The organism is Weissella confusa, assembly GCA_041871065.1.
Lineage (GTDB): Bacteria > Bacillota > Bacilli > Lactobacillales > Lactobacillaceae > Weissella > Weissella confusa_A.
This window is the reverse complement of record CP168942.1, coordinates 1,566,995-1,585,484: the sequence shown is the minus strand read 5'-3', so window position 1 is coordinate 1,585,484 and position 18,490 is coordinate 1,566,995. Positions and strand designations below refer to the sequence as shown.

13 protein-coding genes are annotated in these 18,490 nt (G+C 44.9%); all 13 read left to right on the top strand.

The features are described from left to right. Positions 1–332: 332 nt before the first annotated feature. Positions 333–1,340 carry a class I SAM-dependent methyltransferase gene (locus ACAW68_07710; protein XGA15362.1) on the top strand — a complete coding sequence of 336 codons (1,008 nt, stop codon included), beginning with the start codon at positions 333–335 and terminating at the stop codon, positions 1,338–1,340. A 112-nt stretch (positions 1,341–1,452) separates the two neighbouring features. Continuing rightward, positions 1,453–2,643, top strand: a complete 1,191-nt coding sequence (locus ACAW68_07705; GenBank protein ID XGA15361.1) for an acetate/propionate family kinase — start codon at positions 1,453–1,455, stop codon at positions 2,641–2,643. A gap of 265 nt (positions 2,644–2,908) precedes the next feature. Further along, positions 2,909–3,949, top strand: a complete 1,041-nt coding sequence (locus ACAW68_07700) for a DUF916 and DUF3324 domain-containing protein (GenBank protein XGA15360.1) — start codon at positions 2,909–2,911, stop codon at positions 3,947–3,949. Positions 3,950–3,960: 11 nt separating this feature from the next. Beyond that, complete coding sequence (locus tag ACAW68_07695; GenBank protein ID XGA15359.1) at positions 3,961–6,129, top strand: hypothetical protein; 2,169 nt, start codon at positions 3,961–3,963, stop codon at positions 6,127–6,129. 160 nt (positions 6,130–6,289) lie between these two features. Then, positions 6,290–6,964 (top strand): WxL domain-containing protein, encoded by a 675-nt coding sequence (locus ACAW68_07690; GenBank protein ID XGA15358.1) that lies wholly within the window; start codon positions 6,290–6,292, stop codon positions 6,962–6,964. Between the two features lie 259 nt (positions 6,965–7,223). Continuing rightward, entirely contained in the window at positions 7,224–8,294 is a 1,071-nt protein-coding gene (locus ACAW68_07685; protein XGA15357.1) for a DUF916 and DUF3324 domain-containing protein, read from the top strand. After that, positions 8,275–10,299 carry a hypothetical protein gene (locus ACAW68_07680; GenBank protein XGA15356.1) on the top strand — a complete coding sequence of 675 codons (2,025 nt, stop codon included), beginning with the start codon at positions 8,275–8,277 and terminating at the stop codon, positions 10,297–10,299. Before ACAW68_07685 ends, ACAW68_07680 begins: the two co-directional genes overlap by 20 nt. 103 nt (positions 10,300–10,402) lie before the next feature. Continuing rightward, positions 10,403–11,128, top strand: coding sequence for a WxL domain-containing protein (locus ACAW68_07675; GenBank protein XGA15355.1), 726 nt, complete (start codon positions 10,403–10,405; stop codon positions 11,126–11,128). A 131-nt stretch (positions 11,129–11,259) separates the two neighbouring features. Next, positions 11,260–12,747: a helix-turn-helix domain-containing protein gene (locus ACAW68_07670; protein XGA15354.1), complete on the top strand. Its 1,488-nt coding sequence runs from the start codon at positions 11,260–11,262 to the stop codon at positions 12,745–12,747. A 172-nt stretch (positions 12,748–12,919) separates the two neighbouring features. Next, positions 12,920–15,340: a primosomal protein N' gene (gene priA, locus ACAW68_07665; protein XGA17015.1), complete on the top strand. Its 2,421-nt coding sequence runs from the start codon at positions 12,920–12,922 to the stop codon at positions 15,338–15,340. Positions 15,341–15,390: 50 nt separating this feature from the next. Continuing rightward, complete coding sequence (gene fmt / locus ACAW68_07660; GenBank protein ID XGA15353.1) at positions 15,391–16,353, top strand: methionyl-tRNA formyltransferase; 963 nt, start codon at positions 15,391–15,393, stop codon at positions 16,351–16,353. Continuing rightward, entirely contained in the window at positions 16,337–17,713 is a 1,377-nt protein-coding gene (rsmB, locus tag ACAW68_07655) for a 16S rRNA (cytosine(967)-C(5))-methyltransferase RsmB (GenBank protein XGA15352.1), read from the top strand. The genes fmt and rsmB overlap by 17 nt, the downstream gene beginning before the upstream one ends. Positions 17,714–17,748: 35 nt before the next feature. Continuing rightward, positions 17,749–18,489 (top strand): Stp1/IreP family PP2C-type Ser/Thr phosphatase, encoded by a 741-nt coding sequence (locus tag ACAW68_07650; GenBank protein XGA15351.1) that lies wholly within the window; start codon positions 17,749–17,751, stop codon positions 18,487–18,489. Position 18,490 lies beyond the last annotated feature (1 nt).

Here is an 18,490-nt window from a genome sequence, read left to right as displayed (position 1 = left end):
TTAATGTTGATGTTGCTTTGCTTGAGTGGCTTTACGTTTTGGGTGGCGGGACAAACCCGACAACAACAAGTTAGACACCTAGTGATAACAAATTGGACAAAGCGACGAGAAGCCGTGCAGTTTTTAATGGCCAACCCAGAAACGCCTGTTATGCCACGTAACACAACGACCTATCCATCGGTCATTGAAAGAGATGACTTAAAAGAAGTCGTACTTGTTTCTGAGAAACATCGCGTTGTGATACCACGATATCGTCCAGTAAAGCCCTAGAATTGTTGAGAAACAGCTGAAACCTGCTACACTGTTAGTTAGTATAAAAAAGAGGTGAGCGCATGTTTGAGACAATTGAAAAAGCAGTAAAGCATTTACAGGCAGCCCAAAAGGAAATTGCTGACGCCTTGGATATGGCAGCAATTGAAGCGTTGGTTGTCATGTTTGAAGTGATGTTGAACCAAGAAGATGAAGAGTGGGCAACCCTTTCAGAAGAACAACGTACGGCAATTGTTGCGATGATTGACGATGCAGCATTTGATGGCATGACTGTTGAATTGAAGCGCCAAGTTTTGCAATTGCTTTTGGTTGCAACAATGCGTGAAGATGGTTTGCAAGCTAACTATCAAGTAACCCCAGATGCGATTGGCATGTGGGTTGGTTTCTTGGCTGAGCAATTTACAGCCAAGAACACGGCGACAAAGCTACTTGATTTGACGGTTGGAACTGGAAACTTGTTGGCCACTGTGCAACAAGTTCTTGCCCAACAAGGCAACACGATGACCATCAACGGTATCGAAAATGACGACACCATGTTAACGGTTGCCAGCGGTATGGCAGCATTGCTTAGCTTTGACTGGCAATTAACATTGGCCGACGCGGTGGCAAGTGAGTTGCCAACTGATCAAGATGTTGTTGTGGCTGACTTGCCAGTCGGTTACTATCCGGCTGAAGTGCCAAGTCACTTTGCGACGACCGCTGAAGATGGTTTGACTTATGTACACCATTTGTTGATTGAACAAGCTGTTAACGCTTTGCGACCAGGTGGCATGGCAGCCATCATTGTGCCAGCAAATCTATTTGAGACGGAACAAGCCCAATCATTGTTGAAGTACTTGCAATCAGAAAACGTGTACTTCCAGGCTTTGTTGCAATTCCCAGACAAGCTGTTCGCAAACAAGGCTGCTGCCAAGGCAATCTTAGTTTTGCAACGTGCCGGGGGGGATGCTATCCAAGCAACGCCAGTTATGTTGGCAAAAACACCAGAATTGACGAACGTTGCAGAGAACAAAGATTTCGTGACAGAGATGACGGCATGGATGACTGCGAACCACATGCTACACGCGTAGTCGTACGACTGACACACGTCCGAAATAGTTGACAAGATATTCATAAGAAATTGTGATATACTAATCTGCAGATATTGAACAATTCCGTTTGGAAAAGAGGAGACAAGTACACATGGCTAAGACTATGGCGATTAATGCCGGTTCATCATCATTGAAGTTTCAATTGATTGAGATGCCAGCAGAAAAGGTAATTGCAAAGGGACAAGTTGAACGAATCGGTTTGAGCGATTCAATTTTCACGTTGAAGTTCAACGGTGAGAAGTTTGAGTTGATTCAAGACATCGACAACCACGAGGCTGCCATTAACTTGCTATTGGAACAACTTAAGGAACACGAAGTCATTGCTGACTTGAACGAAATCACGGGTGTTGGACACCGTGTCGTTGCCGGTGGTGAGTGGTTTAACCACTCAGTTATCGTTGATGACGAAGTGTTGAACAAGATTGACCGCTTGGCTGCTTATGCACCATTGCACAACCCAGCCAACGCAATGGGAATCCGTGTATTCCAAAAGTTGTTGCCAAACGCCACGTCAGTAGCTGTATTTGACACTGCATTCCACCAAACGATGCCTCGTAAGAACTACTTGTATGCTTTGCCATACGAGTACTACACGAAGTATGGTGCACGTAAGTACGGTGCCCACGGAACGTCACACCGTTACGTTGCAGCCCGCACTGCCGAAATCTTGGGTAAGCCATTGGAAGACTTGAAGATTGTGACATTGCACTTGGGTGCTGGTGCTTCAATTACGGCTATCAAGGATGGTAAGTCATTGGATACGTCAATGGGATTCACACCATTGGCAGGTGTTATGATGGCTACGCGTTCAGGTGATGTTGATCCTTCATTGGTTTACTACATCCAAGAGCGCGAAGGTTTGACTAACGACGAAATGCTTAACATCTTGAACAAGAAGTCAGGTTTGTTGGGTGTGTCAACGTTGTCAGCTGACATGCGTGACTTGAAGGCTGTTCGTGATACTAACGAGCACGCTGAATTGGCTATCCAAATGTTCGTTGACCGTGTTGTTCGTTACATCGGTCAATACTACATGGAGCTTGAAGGTCTTGATGCTATTGTCTTTACGGCTGGTATCGGTGAAAACGCCGATGACTTGCGTTCAGAAATCATCAAGCGCTTGAACTTCATGGGTATCAAGATGAACGAAGAACAAAACAAGCAACGTGATGATGAGATGATCATCTCAACGGACGATTCATCAGTTAAGGTTTTGAAGGTCGCAACTGACGAAGAAATCATGATTGCTCGTGACGTTGAAACGTTGAAGAACGAACAATAATAAATAGTAAAAAGTGAGTCTGATATTCGTATCGGACTCACTTTTTTATATGCGAAAGTTAAACGGCATAGCCTGCTCTGACGAGTAAGCTATGCCGTTTTTGTTTTTAGCCCGTGAAAAGGACACTGAAAATATTAGCGATTGTATTTTTAGATAAATTAAAAAGAGTTAAAAGGCTCTGTTCACAACGCCCTTTAAAGCGGTTATGAACAGAGCGCTCAATCCTCTTGTTATTGTATGAAGAAGGAAAGAGGAGGATGTCAGAATGAAAAGAAAACTACAACTTGCATTAGCAGTCGCCCTAGCCATTGGTGTCAGCCAAGTCGGTACGACGGCTTCTGCAAACAATAGTGCGCTTGGAGTTGACCCGATTTTTCCCGAAAGTCAAATTGATCCTAAAGTAGGGTACTACGACTTAAATGTGCAGCCTAATCAAGAACAAACTTTGCAAGTGACATTGATGAATGGCAGTTCAAAGCCACTACGTGTTCATATGAGCGCTAATCCAGCCTCGACAAATGATAGCGGTGTTGTTGAATATGGAAAAAATAACATCAAGACAGATGCTTCGTTAAAGTCCAATGTTGGACAGATGATTACAATCCAAAAAGAAGTAACTATTCCAGCAAATTCTTCTACAACGGTTTCGGCAAAATTGGCAGTTCAACCAGAGCACTTTAATGGTGTTGCAGTTGGAGGCCTTTCATTTGTGACTGACCCAGATAAGGATCAGAAAAAGTCTGCTGGTATGCAAGTTAGAAATCGTTATGCATATGATGTAGCGGTTGTTTTGCATGAGTCTAATGATTCTGTGAAGCCAGACTTACACATCCATAAAGTCCGTGCATCATTGGTTAACTATCACACGGCTGTTTTGGCTAGGTTACAGAACGACAAGCCTGCCTTCATTACTGGCATGAAATCCCATGCCGTTGTGTATAATGCCAAGACTCATAAACAAATTTTGGCAGAAGATAAAAGTGATCAAAAGGTGGCACCAAACACGCACTTTGATTACACAATGATGTTTGCGGATGGTCAAAAGTTAGCGCCAGGTAAATATGTGGCTGATATTAATTTAACCGCTAATGAAGGGCACTGGCACTTTAAGCAAAGCTTTGATGTCTCAGGACAAAAGGCACACGCCATTAATAAGCAAAACGTAACGGTTAGTCATTTCGCTTGGTGGCAAACACTTCTACTCTTGTTGGCATTCTTGTTATTAGTATTGTTGATTACCTACTTAGTACGACGTAATCGAAAGCAAGCCGCTGAACTACGCCGTCTAAAGAGTGGTGTACGGTGAGGTGAGTGATAATGAAAAAATTTAAAACGTTAAGTGCAACACTGTTAACTACAACGTTGCTAGGTTTTGGGGTTATTCCGTTTGTTGGAGCCACTCCAGTTACAAACGCAGATGCTAAACCTGCAAAGCAATTGACCGTAGGCAAAGATGAAACTGCCGACGATATTACCGTGAATCCAGATGACTTTAATCCGGATAACGCAACTCCTGATAGTAGGAGAGCGAGTTCAATTACGCCGTTTGATAAACCAACTTATGATTCTTCATCACATAAATGGCGGTTGGCTCAGGGTAAGAATACGGATAATGGTAGTGCAACAGTAGCTTTTAATCGTCCTTTTGACTTGTCGAAAGACTTCAATTTTGAAGCTCAACTAGAATTGCACTCGAGCGACGATATGAGTTTCAATTCAGATTTTATGGGTGTGATACTAACCACAGATAATCCTGATCACATGGCTAAAAACCAGGTAGTCGCCTTTCACAAGAATGCTGGATACGCGAATGAAAACACAAAATGGCAGTCAGTATTTGGTGTGTATGCTGACATGGGTGGAGATACCACCCACCAGAACGTGGTCCGTACCTCACAAAATGGTGTGCAATCTAACCAACTAATTAATCAGTTTGAAACAGGACCAACTTGGGCGGGATGGTTTGCAAAAAAAGTTATTAACCAAACATATGACGTTCATTATAAGCACTCAGATGATGGTCAGCCAGGCGTCATAACATTTTCTGTTCCAAAGCAATCTAAAACAGTTTCTCTACAGCTTCCGGACCATGTTTCGCATTTGTATATTGGTGCTGTGACTACTAATGCAGGAAATGGAGATCTTGATGATGGTGGTATCAATTTTTCGAATTTTTCAGGGTCATATGCAACAACTAAGACAGATGTTAACTACGTTAATGAAAATGTAGATCCGGGGTCATCAAATTACTCTCTCGGGAAGAAGAGCGTTATTACCAGTATTATCGGTGAACACTTATCGGTCTCAGGTAATGACGTAGGAGCTAATGGACAGAATTACATTGCGCCTCACATTGAGCACGCAACGTTAAATAATAGTGCAGCAGAAAGAGCAAACAGAACAATTGTTACCAAGGAACTGGCAGATGACGGTTCGACACCTAACATTATCAATGTAAAGTATGATGCCGCTGTTGAAAATTTGCCATATAAGGTTGTTGATGATACCCAAAAAGATTCACCTGTTATCAAAAATGGTATGGCAGTGAAGTCTAAGACTGGCAATGATCAAAATTATGCATACGGAGATTCGTACGATTACGATACTACGAACATTATTGACCACGTTGAGCTGCCAAAGGGCGTTGATGTAAAGTCATTGGAAAATCCATCTGGAACAATTAATGACAACAATACGCCAATCATTATTCATGTGGAGCACCACATGGACTACCCTACCTTAAATTTCACTCGTAAGGTTCATTACGTCTTCGATGACGGCCTAACAGGAACGCCCGCAGCCCCAGCAGATGCAATTGATCTTTATCAGGTGAAAGAAACAATTGATGAATATTTAAAAAATAATGATGCAAGTTATAAGCCAACTTTTGATTTAAAGAACTTTAAAGATATTAAAAGTCCTGAAGTTGAGGGATATGTGCCAAATCAAGAATCTGTTAACTATAGTCAAGAGACTATTGATGAAAAAACTCAATTATTTGAATCTACGACTGTTAAATACGGGGGAACATTACAGTTGTATGCGCCTGCGATTGATTTCGGAACTGTCCACTACGGGGATATAGTTTTTGACGGAGCCGCTCAACAAGGAGCAGCAAATCTGAAGGGTGATCTTGATATTGCAAATACCGATCCTGCGAAAAAAGATGTGAAGTGGCATGTAAAGGTCAATATGGACGATAACTTTATGATTGGCTCACCGACGCTCACTATCTTTGGAAAAGAATTGAATGGTACTGAACAAACGGATTTGTTCGATTATACGAGAGTTAATGATACGCTCCTGGTTCAAAAAGGAATCTATCGAATAGTCGATAGTTCAAAATATAATGGTCATCCGGATGCTCTCAAGCAACTATTTTCATTGAAATTCAACGGTTTAAGAAATCAACATATTGATTGGAATTCTGGAGATAAAGACTATTCCGGAACTATTACTTGGACAATAGGAACCGGACCAGCTTAATAAAAGACGTCAAAATGGGGGTCCATGCCCCGTAAAAAATCATGGGGAGTTTTAAATTTTTATTTTAAAGAAAGAGGTATAGTTCTCATGAAGAAGACTGTATTTTTGGCAACTGCCGCCATCTTGGGTGGTATGATTGCTTCATCAGCAGCTTTTGCTGATGCCACCACGCCAACAGCACCGGCAGATTATGGACGCAAACGGTAACTCAACTGCTACGAGTCCTGCAGTTGTACACTTTACTAAGGCATCAACTAACCCTGATAAGCCTTTCATCCCTGATCCATCAAACCCTGACAATCCCAAGACACCAGGTGAAGGTGGAAACACTCACCCAGGTGCACTTGCCATTTTGTGGGCGCCACACCTTGATTTCGGAACACACGAAATTAGTTCTAGCAACCAAGTTTGGGGTGGTCAAGAAACTGAAAAGGATGCCTCTGGATTCGTACCATACGCTCAAGTTTCTGATCAACGTGGAACGGCAGCCGGCTGGTCTTTGCACGTTAAGGAAGATCAACAATTTATGAAGGGAACGACGCCTTTGAAGGGTGCCTCACTTCAACTTAAGCAACTTAACTACTATGATACTAACGTTAAGCCAATGAACACGCTTGCCGGTACTGCAAAAGATAATGATCTTTTGACAGAACAAAAGGTCATGGAAGCACCAGCCGGTACTTTGGATGGTACTTACTCAGTAAACTTTGGAGACAAGCTTGACGATAAGGGATTCTCACAAGGTATCCAATTGTCAGTGCCTGGTAACGCTGCTTTGGTTGGTGATTACAGCACGAACTTGACTTGGACGTTGAACGCGTCTCCAACGAAGTAATATAAGCTGTTGAACGTGAAACCAATATTTCAAACCTAACACAATAAACGACTAATCTCACAATCCGCGAGGTTGGTCGTTTTTTTGTGTTTTAAATCCGATAAACCGGAAAAACGCATAACGACTTTCGTAAATGTTTTTTAAATACTCAAAAAAATAATCTTTGTATCACGCCGTATCTACTCCATTCTAAGGTAGTTATTCCGAACGATGGTGGCTTTGCTAAACTTCTATGTGTAAGGAAGAGGAGGAAAGAGACATGAAGAGAAAGCTACAAATTGCATTAGCGACTGCGTTGACATTCGGCATGAGTCAAGTTGCAACAACTGCCTTTGCTGATAATAGTGCCCTCGGCGTTGATCCAATTTTCCCAGCATCACAAATTGATACAAAGACTGGATATTACGACTTGAAGGTCGAACCAGGACAAGAACAAAACCTAGAGATGACATTGATGAATGACGGTGATAAGCCAATGCTTGTTCACATGAGTGCTAATCCGGCATCCACCAATGATAATGGGGTCATCGAATATGGTAAGAACAAGATCAAAGTAGACGAATCAATGACTGCCAACGTCGGCAGCATGATTACGGTACCAAAGAGTGTGACAATTCCAGCACACGGTACCATCAAAGTCAGCGCCAAGTTGTTGGTACAAAGTCAACGATTTAACGGTATCGCAGTGGGTGGTATCTCGTTTGTGACCGACCCTGAAGCCGGTAAGACACAAAATACTGGGGTTCAAATTCGCAACCGTTACGCCTACGACATGGGGGTTGTGCTACACGAATCAGATGATGCGGTCACACCAAACTTGCGTATGCACCAAGTTCGTCCAGCAACGGTGAACTATCGCACGGCCATCCTAGCCCGCTTGCAAAACGATCAACCGGCATTCATCACTGACATGAAGTCACATGCGGTGGTCTACACGGCTAAGGATCACAAGCAAGTTCTATCTGAAGATAAAAAGGATCAGAAGGTCGCACCAAACAGCCACTTCGATTACACGATGATGATGACGGATGGGCAAAAGTTGCAGCCGGGCAAGTACGTGGCTGACATCGACTTAACGGCCAAGCAAGGTCACTGGCATTTCAAGCAAACGTTTGTCGTTGCAGCTAATCAAGCCCGCACAATGAACCAACGCAATGTCACAATCAGCCACTGGGTATGGTGGCAAATCGCTTTGATGATTTTGGCAGTCATTCTCTTGATTTTGCTAATCATCTTCTTAGTACGACGCGATCGTAAGCGCACAGCGGAGTTGCGTCGATTGCAAATGAGCGTTAGTGAGGTAACCAACAATGAGGGTAATCAAAACTAATAACTTAATAAAACCACTGATTGTGTTGATTGGTGTTGCAGCATTGTTGAGTATGTCGGTTGAAATGGCATTCGCGGATGATACGACCTTACAACCGGGTGATCACATCCCCGCTAAAAACGTTTCGCCTGATGCAAAGACGTTTGATGATAAGCACTCGGTTGTCAGAACGACGCCAACGCACTCGGCATCTTTTCCAACGCCGACTTTCCGCAAAGGAGTTGGCGACTGGCAAATGTTGAATGGTGAAGCAGATGGTGGTGCTTACGGATTTTCATCGGCAGCATTTGAACGACCATTGCGCACAGACCGCGACTTTTCGTTGAAAACGCACGGCTACATCACCTCAAAAAACAATTACTTGTATACAAGTGACTTTTTGGGAGTTGCCTTGTCCACCGCTAGTGCCGAGAAGCTATCAAGTGTACAAACCGGCGGTGTGAAATCAAATGCTGGATATGCCACCAAAGACGTGGCATGGCAGACAACGTTTGGGACACAAGCCTTTGGTGAAACATACTATGGGCCAGTTAACTGGGGTTGGGGAATCAATAAGATGGATCACTACAATTTCGTGCGAACGACGATTGCGGGGGTTAAAAATCAAGCCAAGCAGACAAAATTTACGACGAGTAACTGGTCAGCAAAGCCAATTGATCAACAATACGACGTTAATTATGACGCAACGACACGCCAGGTTACTTACACGGGCAGCGATGGTCTAACAGCGACGACCGATATTCCAAAGACGGTATCTCGTATCTACATCGGCTTGTTAACATCAGTTCAAGGAAATGGTTACTATGACAAAAGTTATCTTAGCCTAAACGACATCAAAGGAACGTATGACACAACGACGACGACAGTACATTTTGTCGACAAAGATGGTAACCGACTTGCCGACGATGCGCAAATCGACAGCATCATTGGTGCAAAGATTTCGGTATCTGGAAGCGGTGAAGAAAATTGGATTGCACCAAGCATCCCCCACGCCACACTAGCTGGCACAGCTGCCGACCGCACCATCACAACAACTGAAGATGCTTCAAAAAATGTCATCACAGTTCGTTATGATGCGGTATCGGGTAAGTTACCTGTCCAACTGGTCGATGATACCGACCCTAACAACAAGCTAGCCGATGCGACGATGCCGGTAGTGATTGGGCAAGATTTCAACTACGCGATCACAGATTTGAAGAACCTAGTACCAGTGAACACGCACATCGTCCACTTGGAAAATAACGTTGGGACCGTTACGGCAGATGATCAAAATAATGTGACGAACCAACCGGTCATCATTCATGTGGCCCACGATACAAGTGACGAACAAGTAACGTACAAGCGCACGGTTCACTATCAAGGATTGCCAGCTACACAGTTACAAAAAGATAACGTGCAAACCATTCAACTCATACGGACAACTGATAAATACACAGGCCAAGTGAAGTTGGAAACGCCGGCCTCTTGGCAAGACGTGAAGACGCCGGAAGTTAAAGGATATACACCAGATGTGACAACGTTCCATTGGGACGCCATTGATCAAAACGCCACTGAAACGTTGGACAAAACAGTCACTTACAAGGGCATGTTCAAAGTATTTGCGCCAGACGAGATGGACTTTGGCACGATTACAGTGGGCGATAAGTACTACCAAGGAAACGCCACAAAGTATGCCAAAAGCGTGCACGGCAGCCTATATGTTGCCCATACAGATGCGACCATGGCCAACCGCAATTGGCGACTAACAGCCAAGTTGGATCAAGACTTCATGGTCGGCAAGCCAACCTTGGAGCTCGCAGGCGGACAATTCACGATTAACAGCGATGGCGAAACAGAAATTGCCAATCAGTCAAACGAATCGACCGACGGCATTACGGAAACAACGATTAATGACGCTAACCCGGGCATGGTTGGGCTGCGATTTACGAAGCCAGCGCAACAAGCCCAAGCGGGAAAAGATTATCACGGCACAATTACTTGGACACTAGGAACGGTACCAGCATAAATGACAAATTGGGTAAAAGTGGGTTACCATGCCCCGCCAAACAAGACATGGTAATGAGAAAAATTTTGGGATTTTTGATATATACGGAAAGAGGGAAACTATCATGAAGAAGACTGTATTTTTGGCAACGACGGCAATTTTGGGAACGTTGATGGTATCATCAACTGGATTTGCAGCAACTTACACGGACAACACGGCGAAGACTGATGCCAAGGTTGCCTTCCAAGCACCTAAGGAAAACCCAGACAAGCCAGTAACGCCTGGTACTGACCCAGAAAACCCAGACACGCCTGACCAACCAGGTAACAACGGAAACGATTCAAAGGCTTTGTTGAAGTTGGTTTGGGCAACGGACTTTGACTTTGATTCACACACGATCAGCTCAAAGCAAGAATCATACGCTGCTAAGCAATTGGCAACTAAGAACGGCAAGTTTATTCCAGCTTATACTGAAGTTTCAGACAAGCGTGCCGTCCAAACTGGTTGGAACTTGTCAGTTAAGCAAGACAGCGATTTCATCGGAACTAAGGGTTCAACTTTGAAGGGGGCTCAATTGAAGTTGGCTGACCCAGCTGTTACCGAATTGGCAAATGGGGATGTTTCAACGATTACGCACCAAGCGAACACGTTGTCTGATAAGAACAGCACAGTTATGGATGCTAAGCAAGGGACGATGCCTGGTAACTACTTCGCTTCATTCCAAGGAACGGCTGACACAACGAACCACACTGACGATGGTGTATCTTTGACAGTTCCAGCCAACGCTGCTTTGGCTGACACGTACACAACAACTTTGACTTGGACGTTGAGCAACGCGCCAGAAGCTTAAACACAAATATGAATAGTACAAAAGACCTGATATTACTGAATCAGGTCTTTTTTTCAATCTTTCTTCACGAGGTTACATGACGCCTTGTGCTACTATTTCAAGTAAATTAGCGCAAGTAGGGGAGTTTCGTGATGGAATGGTTATTAGGGAAACGCGAATATAAGAAGTTGCAACTGTTCCGCTTTTTATACCAAAGCAGTGGCAGTTTTATGACGTTAGCAGAAATTGAGACCCATTTTGGCTGGTCAAAGTACATGACCGAAACGTTAGTAACGGAACTGATCGCGGATGAAAAAGAAAACCATATTCCTCGTCACATCCAACTGGTGTACGATGCCGATACACGCATCATTCATTGGTTGCCCGGCTACAGCGTGAGTTTGGTCAGAATGGAGCGTAAGTACACGCTAGAGTCACATGCTTTTCAACTATTGATTGCGACGTTAAAGGATCGGCCGTTTTCGTTAAATGAGATTGCGAAAAAGACAGGTGCGAATTTAAATCATTTGAACGAAGACAAGCACGAATTAAATAAACGTCTGGGTGCGAGTGGGGTTCGTCTAAATTCAGCGAATCGGCTTGAAGGAAATGAGACCGTGTTGCGCATCATGTATGAGCGATTAATTTTCGGTGCGACGGATACAGTCGATGATTTGGGAAATTATTTCGACGAAGAAACCATGCAATGCGTCCAACGAATTATTGGTTACTATGAGTTTTCACAAAATAAAAAGCTCCCAGTCCGGCGCAAATACATTATGGCGATTACCGTTGCGGTTTGGGTCGCACGTATGGGCGTTGCCTGTTTCATCCCCCGCGACAATGACTTTGATGTCCTAGTTGATACGCCCGATTTTAATCCACAAATGGCAGCGGTGTATGACAAAGTAAAGCAAATGGCGGAAGGGTTTACTAACATTACACCGGGACATCTAAATCGTGAAATCCGATATGGCATGACGGCGTTGATTAGTAATGGCTTTTTGCAGGCGAGTTCGGTGGCGAATGCGGACCGTCACTATTTCCGTTTCTACAACGGCATTATCGACATCATTAAGCAACAGTACTTGCGTCAGTTTAGAACGTTGATGCCGGCGGACACCGAGGATGATATTAAGACTAATCTTGACCGAGCAATGATTGCGGTTTATTTCTTATACAAGATTGATTATCGCGGGCATGACGATCAGATGCCACGACATTCCCTGCTACCGGAGTATGAGCTTTTTACGGAACAAGTATTTGATGGCATCCGGGAACATTTTGGGGTTGAAAGTCACGAGATACGTTCACGTTTATTTGCGATGTTCTATAACGTCTTTTTGCACGCTATCAGTCGTGATGTGATGATTCCAAAGATGACGATTATGCTTGAATTTGATAATCCGGGATTACAACAAGAGATTGAGTCATTGCTACGCCGTCGATACGAGTTGAACATTGATTATATTGATGATCCAACGATTGCCGACGCTGTATTGGCCGACCATTTAATGCCGCTTGCACCGAACAAACGTTTATTTATTTGGCAAATGCCACCATCGTTTGCCGAATTAGATGTGTTCATGCATGAAGCGGTGAAACTAACGATGACAAGATTTAAAAATCAACGCGAATAAAATTGAAAATTGGTCAAGGTGACAATACCTTGACCTTTTTTGTTGGTGTAAAACCAAAGGAAATATAAAGCGTATCGGGCGTCATTAGGGGGATTTGCCTAAGTTTGGTAAAATAGAGTGAGCAAATTTTAGACTTATTGAATATAGAGACCAGATGAAAGGAAAATATTACATGTATGCACAAGTGATTGTCGATGTACCGGCAATGCAAACAAACCAGCCATATACCTATCGTATTCCGGCTGAGTTAGCAGATGTTGTCGTTGATGGTATGCGGGTTGTTGTACCATTTGGCCGTGGAAATCGCTTGATTCAGGGGTTCGTCGTTGGCATCCTCAACGAGGCTGAAGATGCTGACAAGTTGAAGGAAATTGATAGCGTTGTAGAGCTAACCCCAGTTTTGAATGATGAATTGTTGCAACTAGGTGGCTGGTTGGCCGAAACGAATTTTTCATTCCGGATTAGCGTGTTGCAAACGATGCTACCTAACGTGATGCGCGCTAAGTATTCAAAGACGTTACAACTGGTTGACTCAGATGCGATTGCGGATGATGCAGCCGTTGCGTTGCTATTTGCGGATCGTTCTGAAATTCCGTTTGACGAACATGAAATTGAGCCAGCGCTATTGCCAAAGTTGCAACGTTTGCAACGACAGGGTGTTCTACAGGTTGGCTATGTCGTGGATAATCGTGCCACGGCGAAAACAGTCTTGGCGATGAAGCCGACCCAAGACGCTGACTTTTATGATAATGAGCGTCGTCAGTTACGTAAGACGGCGGTTAAGCAAGCGCGCTTGTTGACCTTTTTGATGACGGCTCCACGGGACTTTATGCCAATCAAGACTGTTATTGATGAACAACATCTTGACTATCCAACGATTAAAAAAGCTGAGGAACAGGGCTGGATTACGCGTGCCGAAATTGAAGAATATCGATTGCCACGTTTGAGTAGCCCGGTAGCTGCAACGGAAGCTTTGACGTTAAACCCAGAGCAAGAAGTTGCTTACGATGCCATTACGGCTAGCTTGAATAAAGCCGAGAATCACACCTTTTTGCTAGAAGGTATTACCGGTTCAGGAAAAACCGAGGTGTACTTGCAAAGCATTGCCCACACGTTGGCCAATGGTAAGACAGCCTTGATGTTGGTGCCGGAAATTACGTTGACGCCACAAATGGTACGCCGTGTGAAGGGACGTTTTGGCGACAATGTGGCGGTGATGCACTCAGGTTTGTCAGATGGCGAACGTTATGATGAGTGGCGTCGTGTTGAACGTCATGAAGTGCAAGTGGTTGTGGGAGCACGTTCAGCGATTTTTGCACCGTTGGAAAATATTGGTCTTATCGTAATCGATGAGGAGCACGAAGCAACCTATAAGCAAGAAGAAAATCCACGTTATCACGCTCGCGATGTCGCGCTTTGGCGTGCCGAGTATCACAATGCAACGGTTGTACTGGGGTCAGCAACACCATCGTTGGAAAGTCGTGCGCGTGCCCAACGTGGTGTATATACATTGCTAACGTTGACGGAGCGTGCGTTGCACAATCCGTTGCCAAAGGCGGACGTTGTGGACATGCGTGAAGCGATGAAGGCTGGTGGGGATGATATTTTCTCACCACAATTATTAACGAAACTCCGCGACCGCATGGACAAACAAGAACAAAGTGTCCTGATGTTGAATCGACGTGGCTATGCAAACTTCATGATGTGTCGCAACTGTGGTTATACGCCACGTTGTGTGAACTGTGATTTGGCTTTGACGGTGCACAAGGACACGGGTCGTTTGGAATGCCACTACTGTGGTTACAGCGAACCAATCCCAACAACTTGTGCCAACTGCGGTTCTGATCGTATCCGTCCTTATGGTACGGGTACGCAAAAGGTTGAAGAAGAATTGCAACGTATTATGCCTGACGCGCGCATCATCCGTATGGACGTTGATACCACGCGTCGTAAGGGTGCGACCGATAAGATGTTGAATGATTTTGGTGAGAAAAAGGCGGATATCCTGTTGGGAACGCAAATGATTGCCAAGGGTCTGGATTTTCCAGATGTCACATTGGTCGGTGTGCTAAACGCTGATACCACGCTTGGTTTGCCGGATTATCGTGCTTCTGAACGTACTTTCCAACTGCTTACCCAAGTGGCTGGTCGTGCAGGACGTGCTGATAAGGAAGGTGAAGTGGTTATCCAAACCTTTAACCCTGATCACTATGCCATTCAGTTGGCCAAGACGCAGGACTATGAGTCATTCTACAAACAAGAAATGAATCTACGTCATACTTGGCAGTACGCACCATACTTCTACACGGTGCAAATTAAGATTGCCCATGAACGTCAAGATGAGGCAGCCAAGGTTGCCTATCAGACAGCGAACTGGCTCAAGCGCCACTTGGCATCTGACTCAGTTTTGCTTGGCCCTTCGACCGGTGCAATCGCACGTTTGAAGAATAAGTACTACTACCGTATGGTGATTAAGTTTAAGCATGACGATGGGTTAGAAGAAGCGTTAACGGAACTTGTTTCAGCCGGACAACGACTACAAAAACAAGGTGTCACCTTAACGATTGATCGCGACCCAGTGAACTTTATTTAGCAAACAAACGAGGCTTTGTGCCTCATACATATAAAAAGGAGACTGGCAACATGACAACTAAGATTGTATTTATGGGAACCCCTAACTTTTCTGTGCCAATTTTGAATGCATTGATTGCAAATGATGACTACGAGGTTGCGGCCGTAATGACGCAACCAGATCGTCCAGTTGGTCGTAAGCGTGTAATGACGCCAACGCCAGTAAAGGAAGCAGCCGTTGATGCAGGCATTAAGGTCTTGCAACCTGAAAAGCTTTCTGGCTCAGAGGAAATGGCTGAAGTCATTGCGATGCAACCAGATTTGTTGATTACAGCAGCGTACGGCCAATTCTTGCCAACCAAGTTGTTGGAAGCAGCACAAATTGCGGCGATTAACGTCCACGCATCATTGCTACCAAAGTATCGTGGTGGCGCACCTATTCACTACGCTGTGCTTAACGGCGATGCTGAGACAGGTGTCTCAATCATGTACATGGTGAAGAAGATGGATGCCGGTGATGTGATTTCACGTGCAACGTTGCCTATCTTGGATGACGATAACACAGGTACGTTGTTCGACAAGTTGAGTCTATTGGGACGTGATTTGTTGATGGAGACGTTGCCTAAGTTGATTGCTGGGGATGTGCAACCTGAACCACAAGCTGAAGAAGACGTGACGTTCTCACCAAACATTTCACCAGAACAAGAAATTTTGGACTTCAGCCGTTCAGCACGTGAGATTCACAACCATGTGCGTGGTTTGTACCCATTCCCAATTGCCCACACGACGATTAACGGTGTACGCACGAAGATTCAACGTACCCACTTGATTGACGAAACAACAACGGCACCAGCCGGAACGGTTGTTAAGAAGGGCAAGCATGATTTGTGGCTAGCTGCTGGGGATGGCAACATCATTGCAATCGATGAATTGCAACCAGCTGGTAAGCCAAAGATGGACGTAACGGCGTATCTAAATGGACACGCTAAGTTCGAAGAAGGAGACATGGTGATTACCGATGAGCAAGGGAAGTAGTAATAAAGTTGCCGAATGGGAGCTGCACAATGCACGTGCAATGGCCATTCGAACACTTGAAAAGATTCGTAATGGTGCCTATTCAAACTTGCAACTGAACAATACGGTTAAGCAAGCTGAATTGGATGAACGTGACGTTCACTTGATGACAACAATGGTTTACGGTGTTATTCAACGTCGCATGACCTTGGAATACTGGTTGACGCCATTTGTGAAGAAGCCGGAAAAGTTGGATCCATGGGTTCGCGAATTGTTGTATGTGTCTCTTTTCCAAATGAAGTTCTTGGACAAGGTGCCCAACCACGCTATCTTTGACGAAGCGATTAACATCGCCAAGCGTCGCGGTCACGATGGGGTTCGTAAGTTTGTCACGGGTGTGCTTCACGCGATTGACCGTGAAGGTGTGCGCTCATTTGACGAAATTACTGACAAGGTTGAGCGTTTGTCAATTGAGGCGTCATTGCCAACTTGGTTGATTAACCAATTGACGGAAGAGTTGGGCTGGGAGAAGGCGTCACGTATTGCGATGGCAATCAACGACGCGCCTGCGCAATCAGCTCGTGTAAACTTGGCAGTCACGACGGTTGCCGATGCAACGAAGATTTTGGAAGAAGAAGGCTTTACGGTCACACCTTCAAAGGTAACGCCGGATGCTTTGCTCCTTGCCGGTGGCCACGTTGCCAGCTCACAAGCGTTTAAGGACGGGTTGGTGACGTTGCAAGACGAATCAGCGATGTTGATGGCCCCTAGTTTAGACATTCAACCTGATGACCAAGTTTTGGATGCCGCGGCTGCCCCTGGTGGTAAGACGACGCAAATTGCAACGTATTTGAACGCGGCTGAAGGTGGTCACGTTGAAGCGCTAGATATTCACGATCACAAGGTTGGTTTGATTAATCAAAACGCCGAACGTTTGCACGTGGCTGATCGTATCAACGCTCGTACGTTGGACGCCCGTAAGGTTGATGAGGCATTTGCGGACGGACAATTCGACCGTATTTTGGTTGATGCGCCTTGTTCTGGCTTTGGCCTATTGCGTCGTAAGCCTGAAATTCGATACGATAAGAGTATTGAAGACAGCTTGAGCTTGCAAAAGATTCAATTGGGCATCTTGGAAGCAGCTGCGCCTAAGCTAAAGGCTGGTGGACGTATGGTTTACGGTACTTGCACGATTTTGCGTTCAGAAAACGAAGATGTCGTTGACATGTTCTTGGCTGAGCACCCAGATTTCGAATTGGTACCAACGTACACGGCCTACGACTTAGATGCACGTGACGATCGTGGCATGGTTCACATGTTCCCAGATGATTTTGAATCTGATGGTTTCTTCATTGCAACGTTGCAAAAGAAGCAAGCCTAATTAACAAGTAACCGCTGAAAGGAAGGCTTATTTTTATGAAAATTGCGTATGCGTCCGATACTGGTCGTGTTCGTGCCGACAATCAGGATTACGTGGGCGTCTTCATTAACGAAGCTGGCGCACAGCTAGCAATCGTTGCTGATGGCGTTGGAGGCGAGAACGGTGGGGATGTTGCTGCAACCATGGCGGTTTCGCACATTGGTAATGAGTGGCAACAAACCGACATTCATGATATTGTCGCGGCTCGTAACTGGCTACAAAGTCAGGCGGCCCAAGAAAATGAAACAATTTTAACGACGGCTAATCGTTACCGTACGTTGCGCGGTATGGCAACGACTTTGGTAATTGCCGTTATTTTGGTTGATCAATTAGTTGTCGCTAATTTGGGTGACTCACGCGCTTACCTCATTCGAGAGGGTCAATTGCGTCAATTGACGGTTGATCATAATTTGGCAAGTGAGTTGGTTCGCCGTGGTGCGATTACTGAAGATGAGGCAGTTAAGCACCCTGGTCGTCACGTGATTACGCGTCAATTGGGTGTCACTGAAGAGGCGGAACCGGATGTATTTGAATTCGCAACCCGTCCAGGTGATATGCTAGTTTTGACGACTGACGGCATGCCAAAGCACGTGTCGGATGAGGAAATCTTGGCTAAGATTAATGACGCACCGACAATTACTGATGCAGTTGCTGAACTGATTAGTGCAACAAATGAAGCTGGTGGATCAGACAATGTCACAGTCTTGATCGGCCGACAAGAAAGTGAGGCACGCTAAC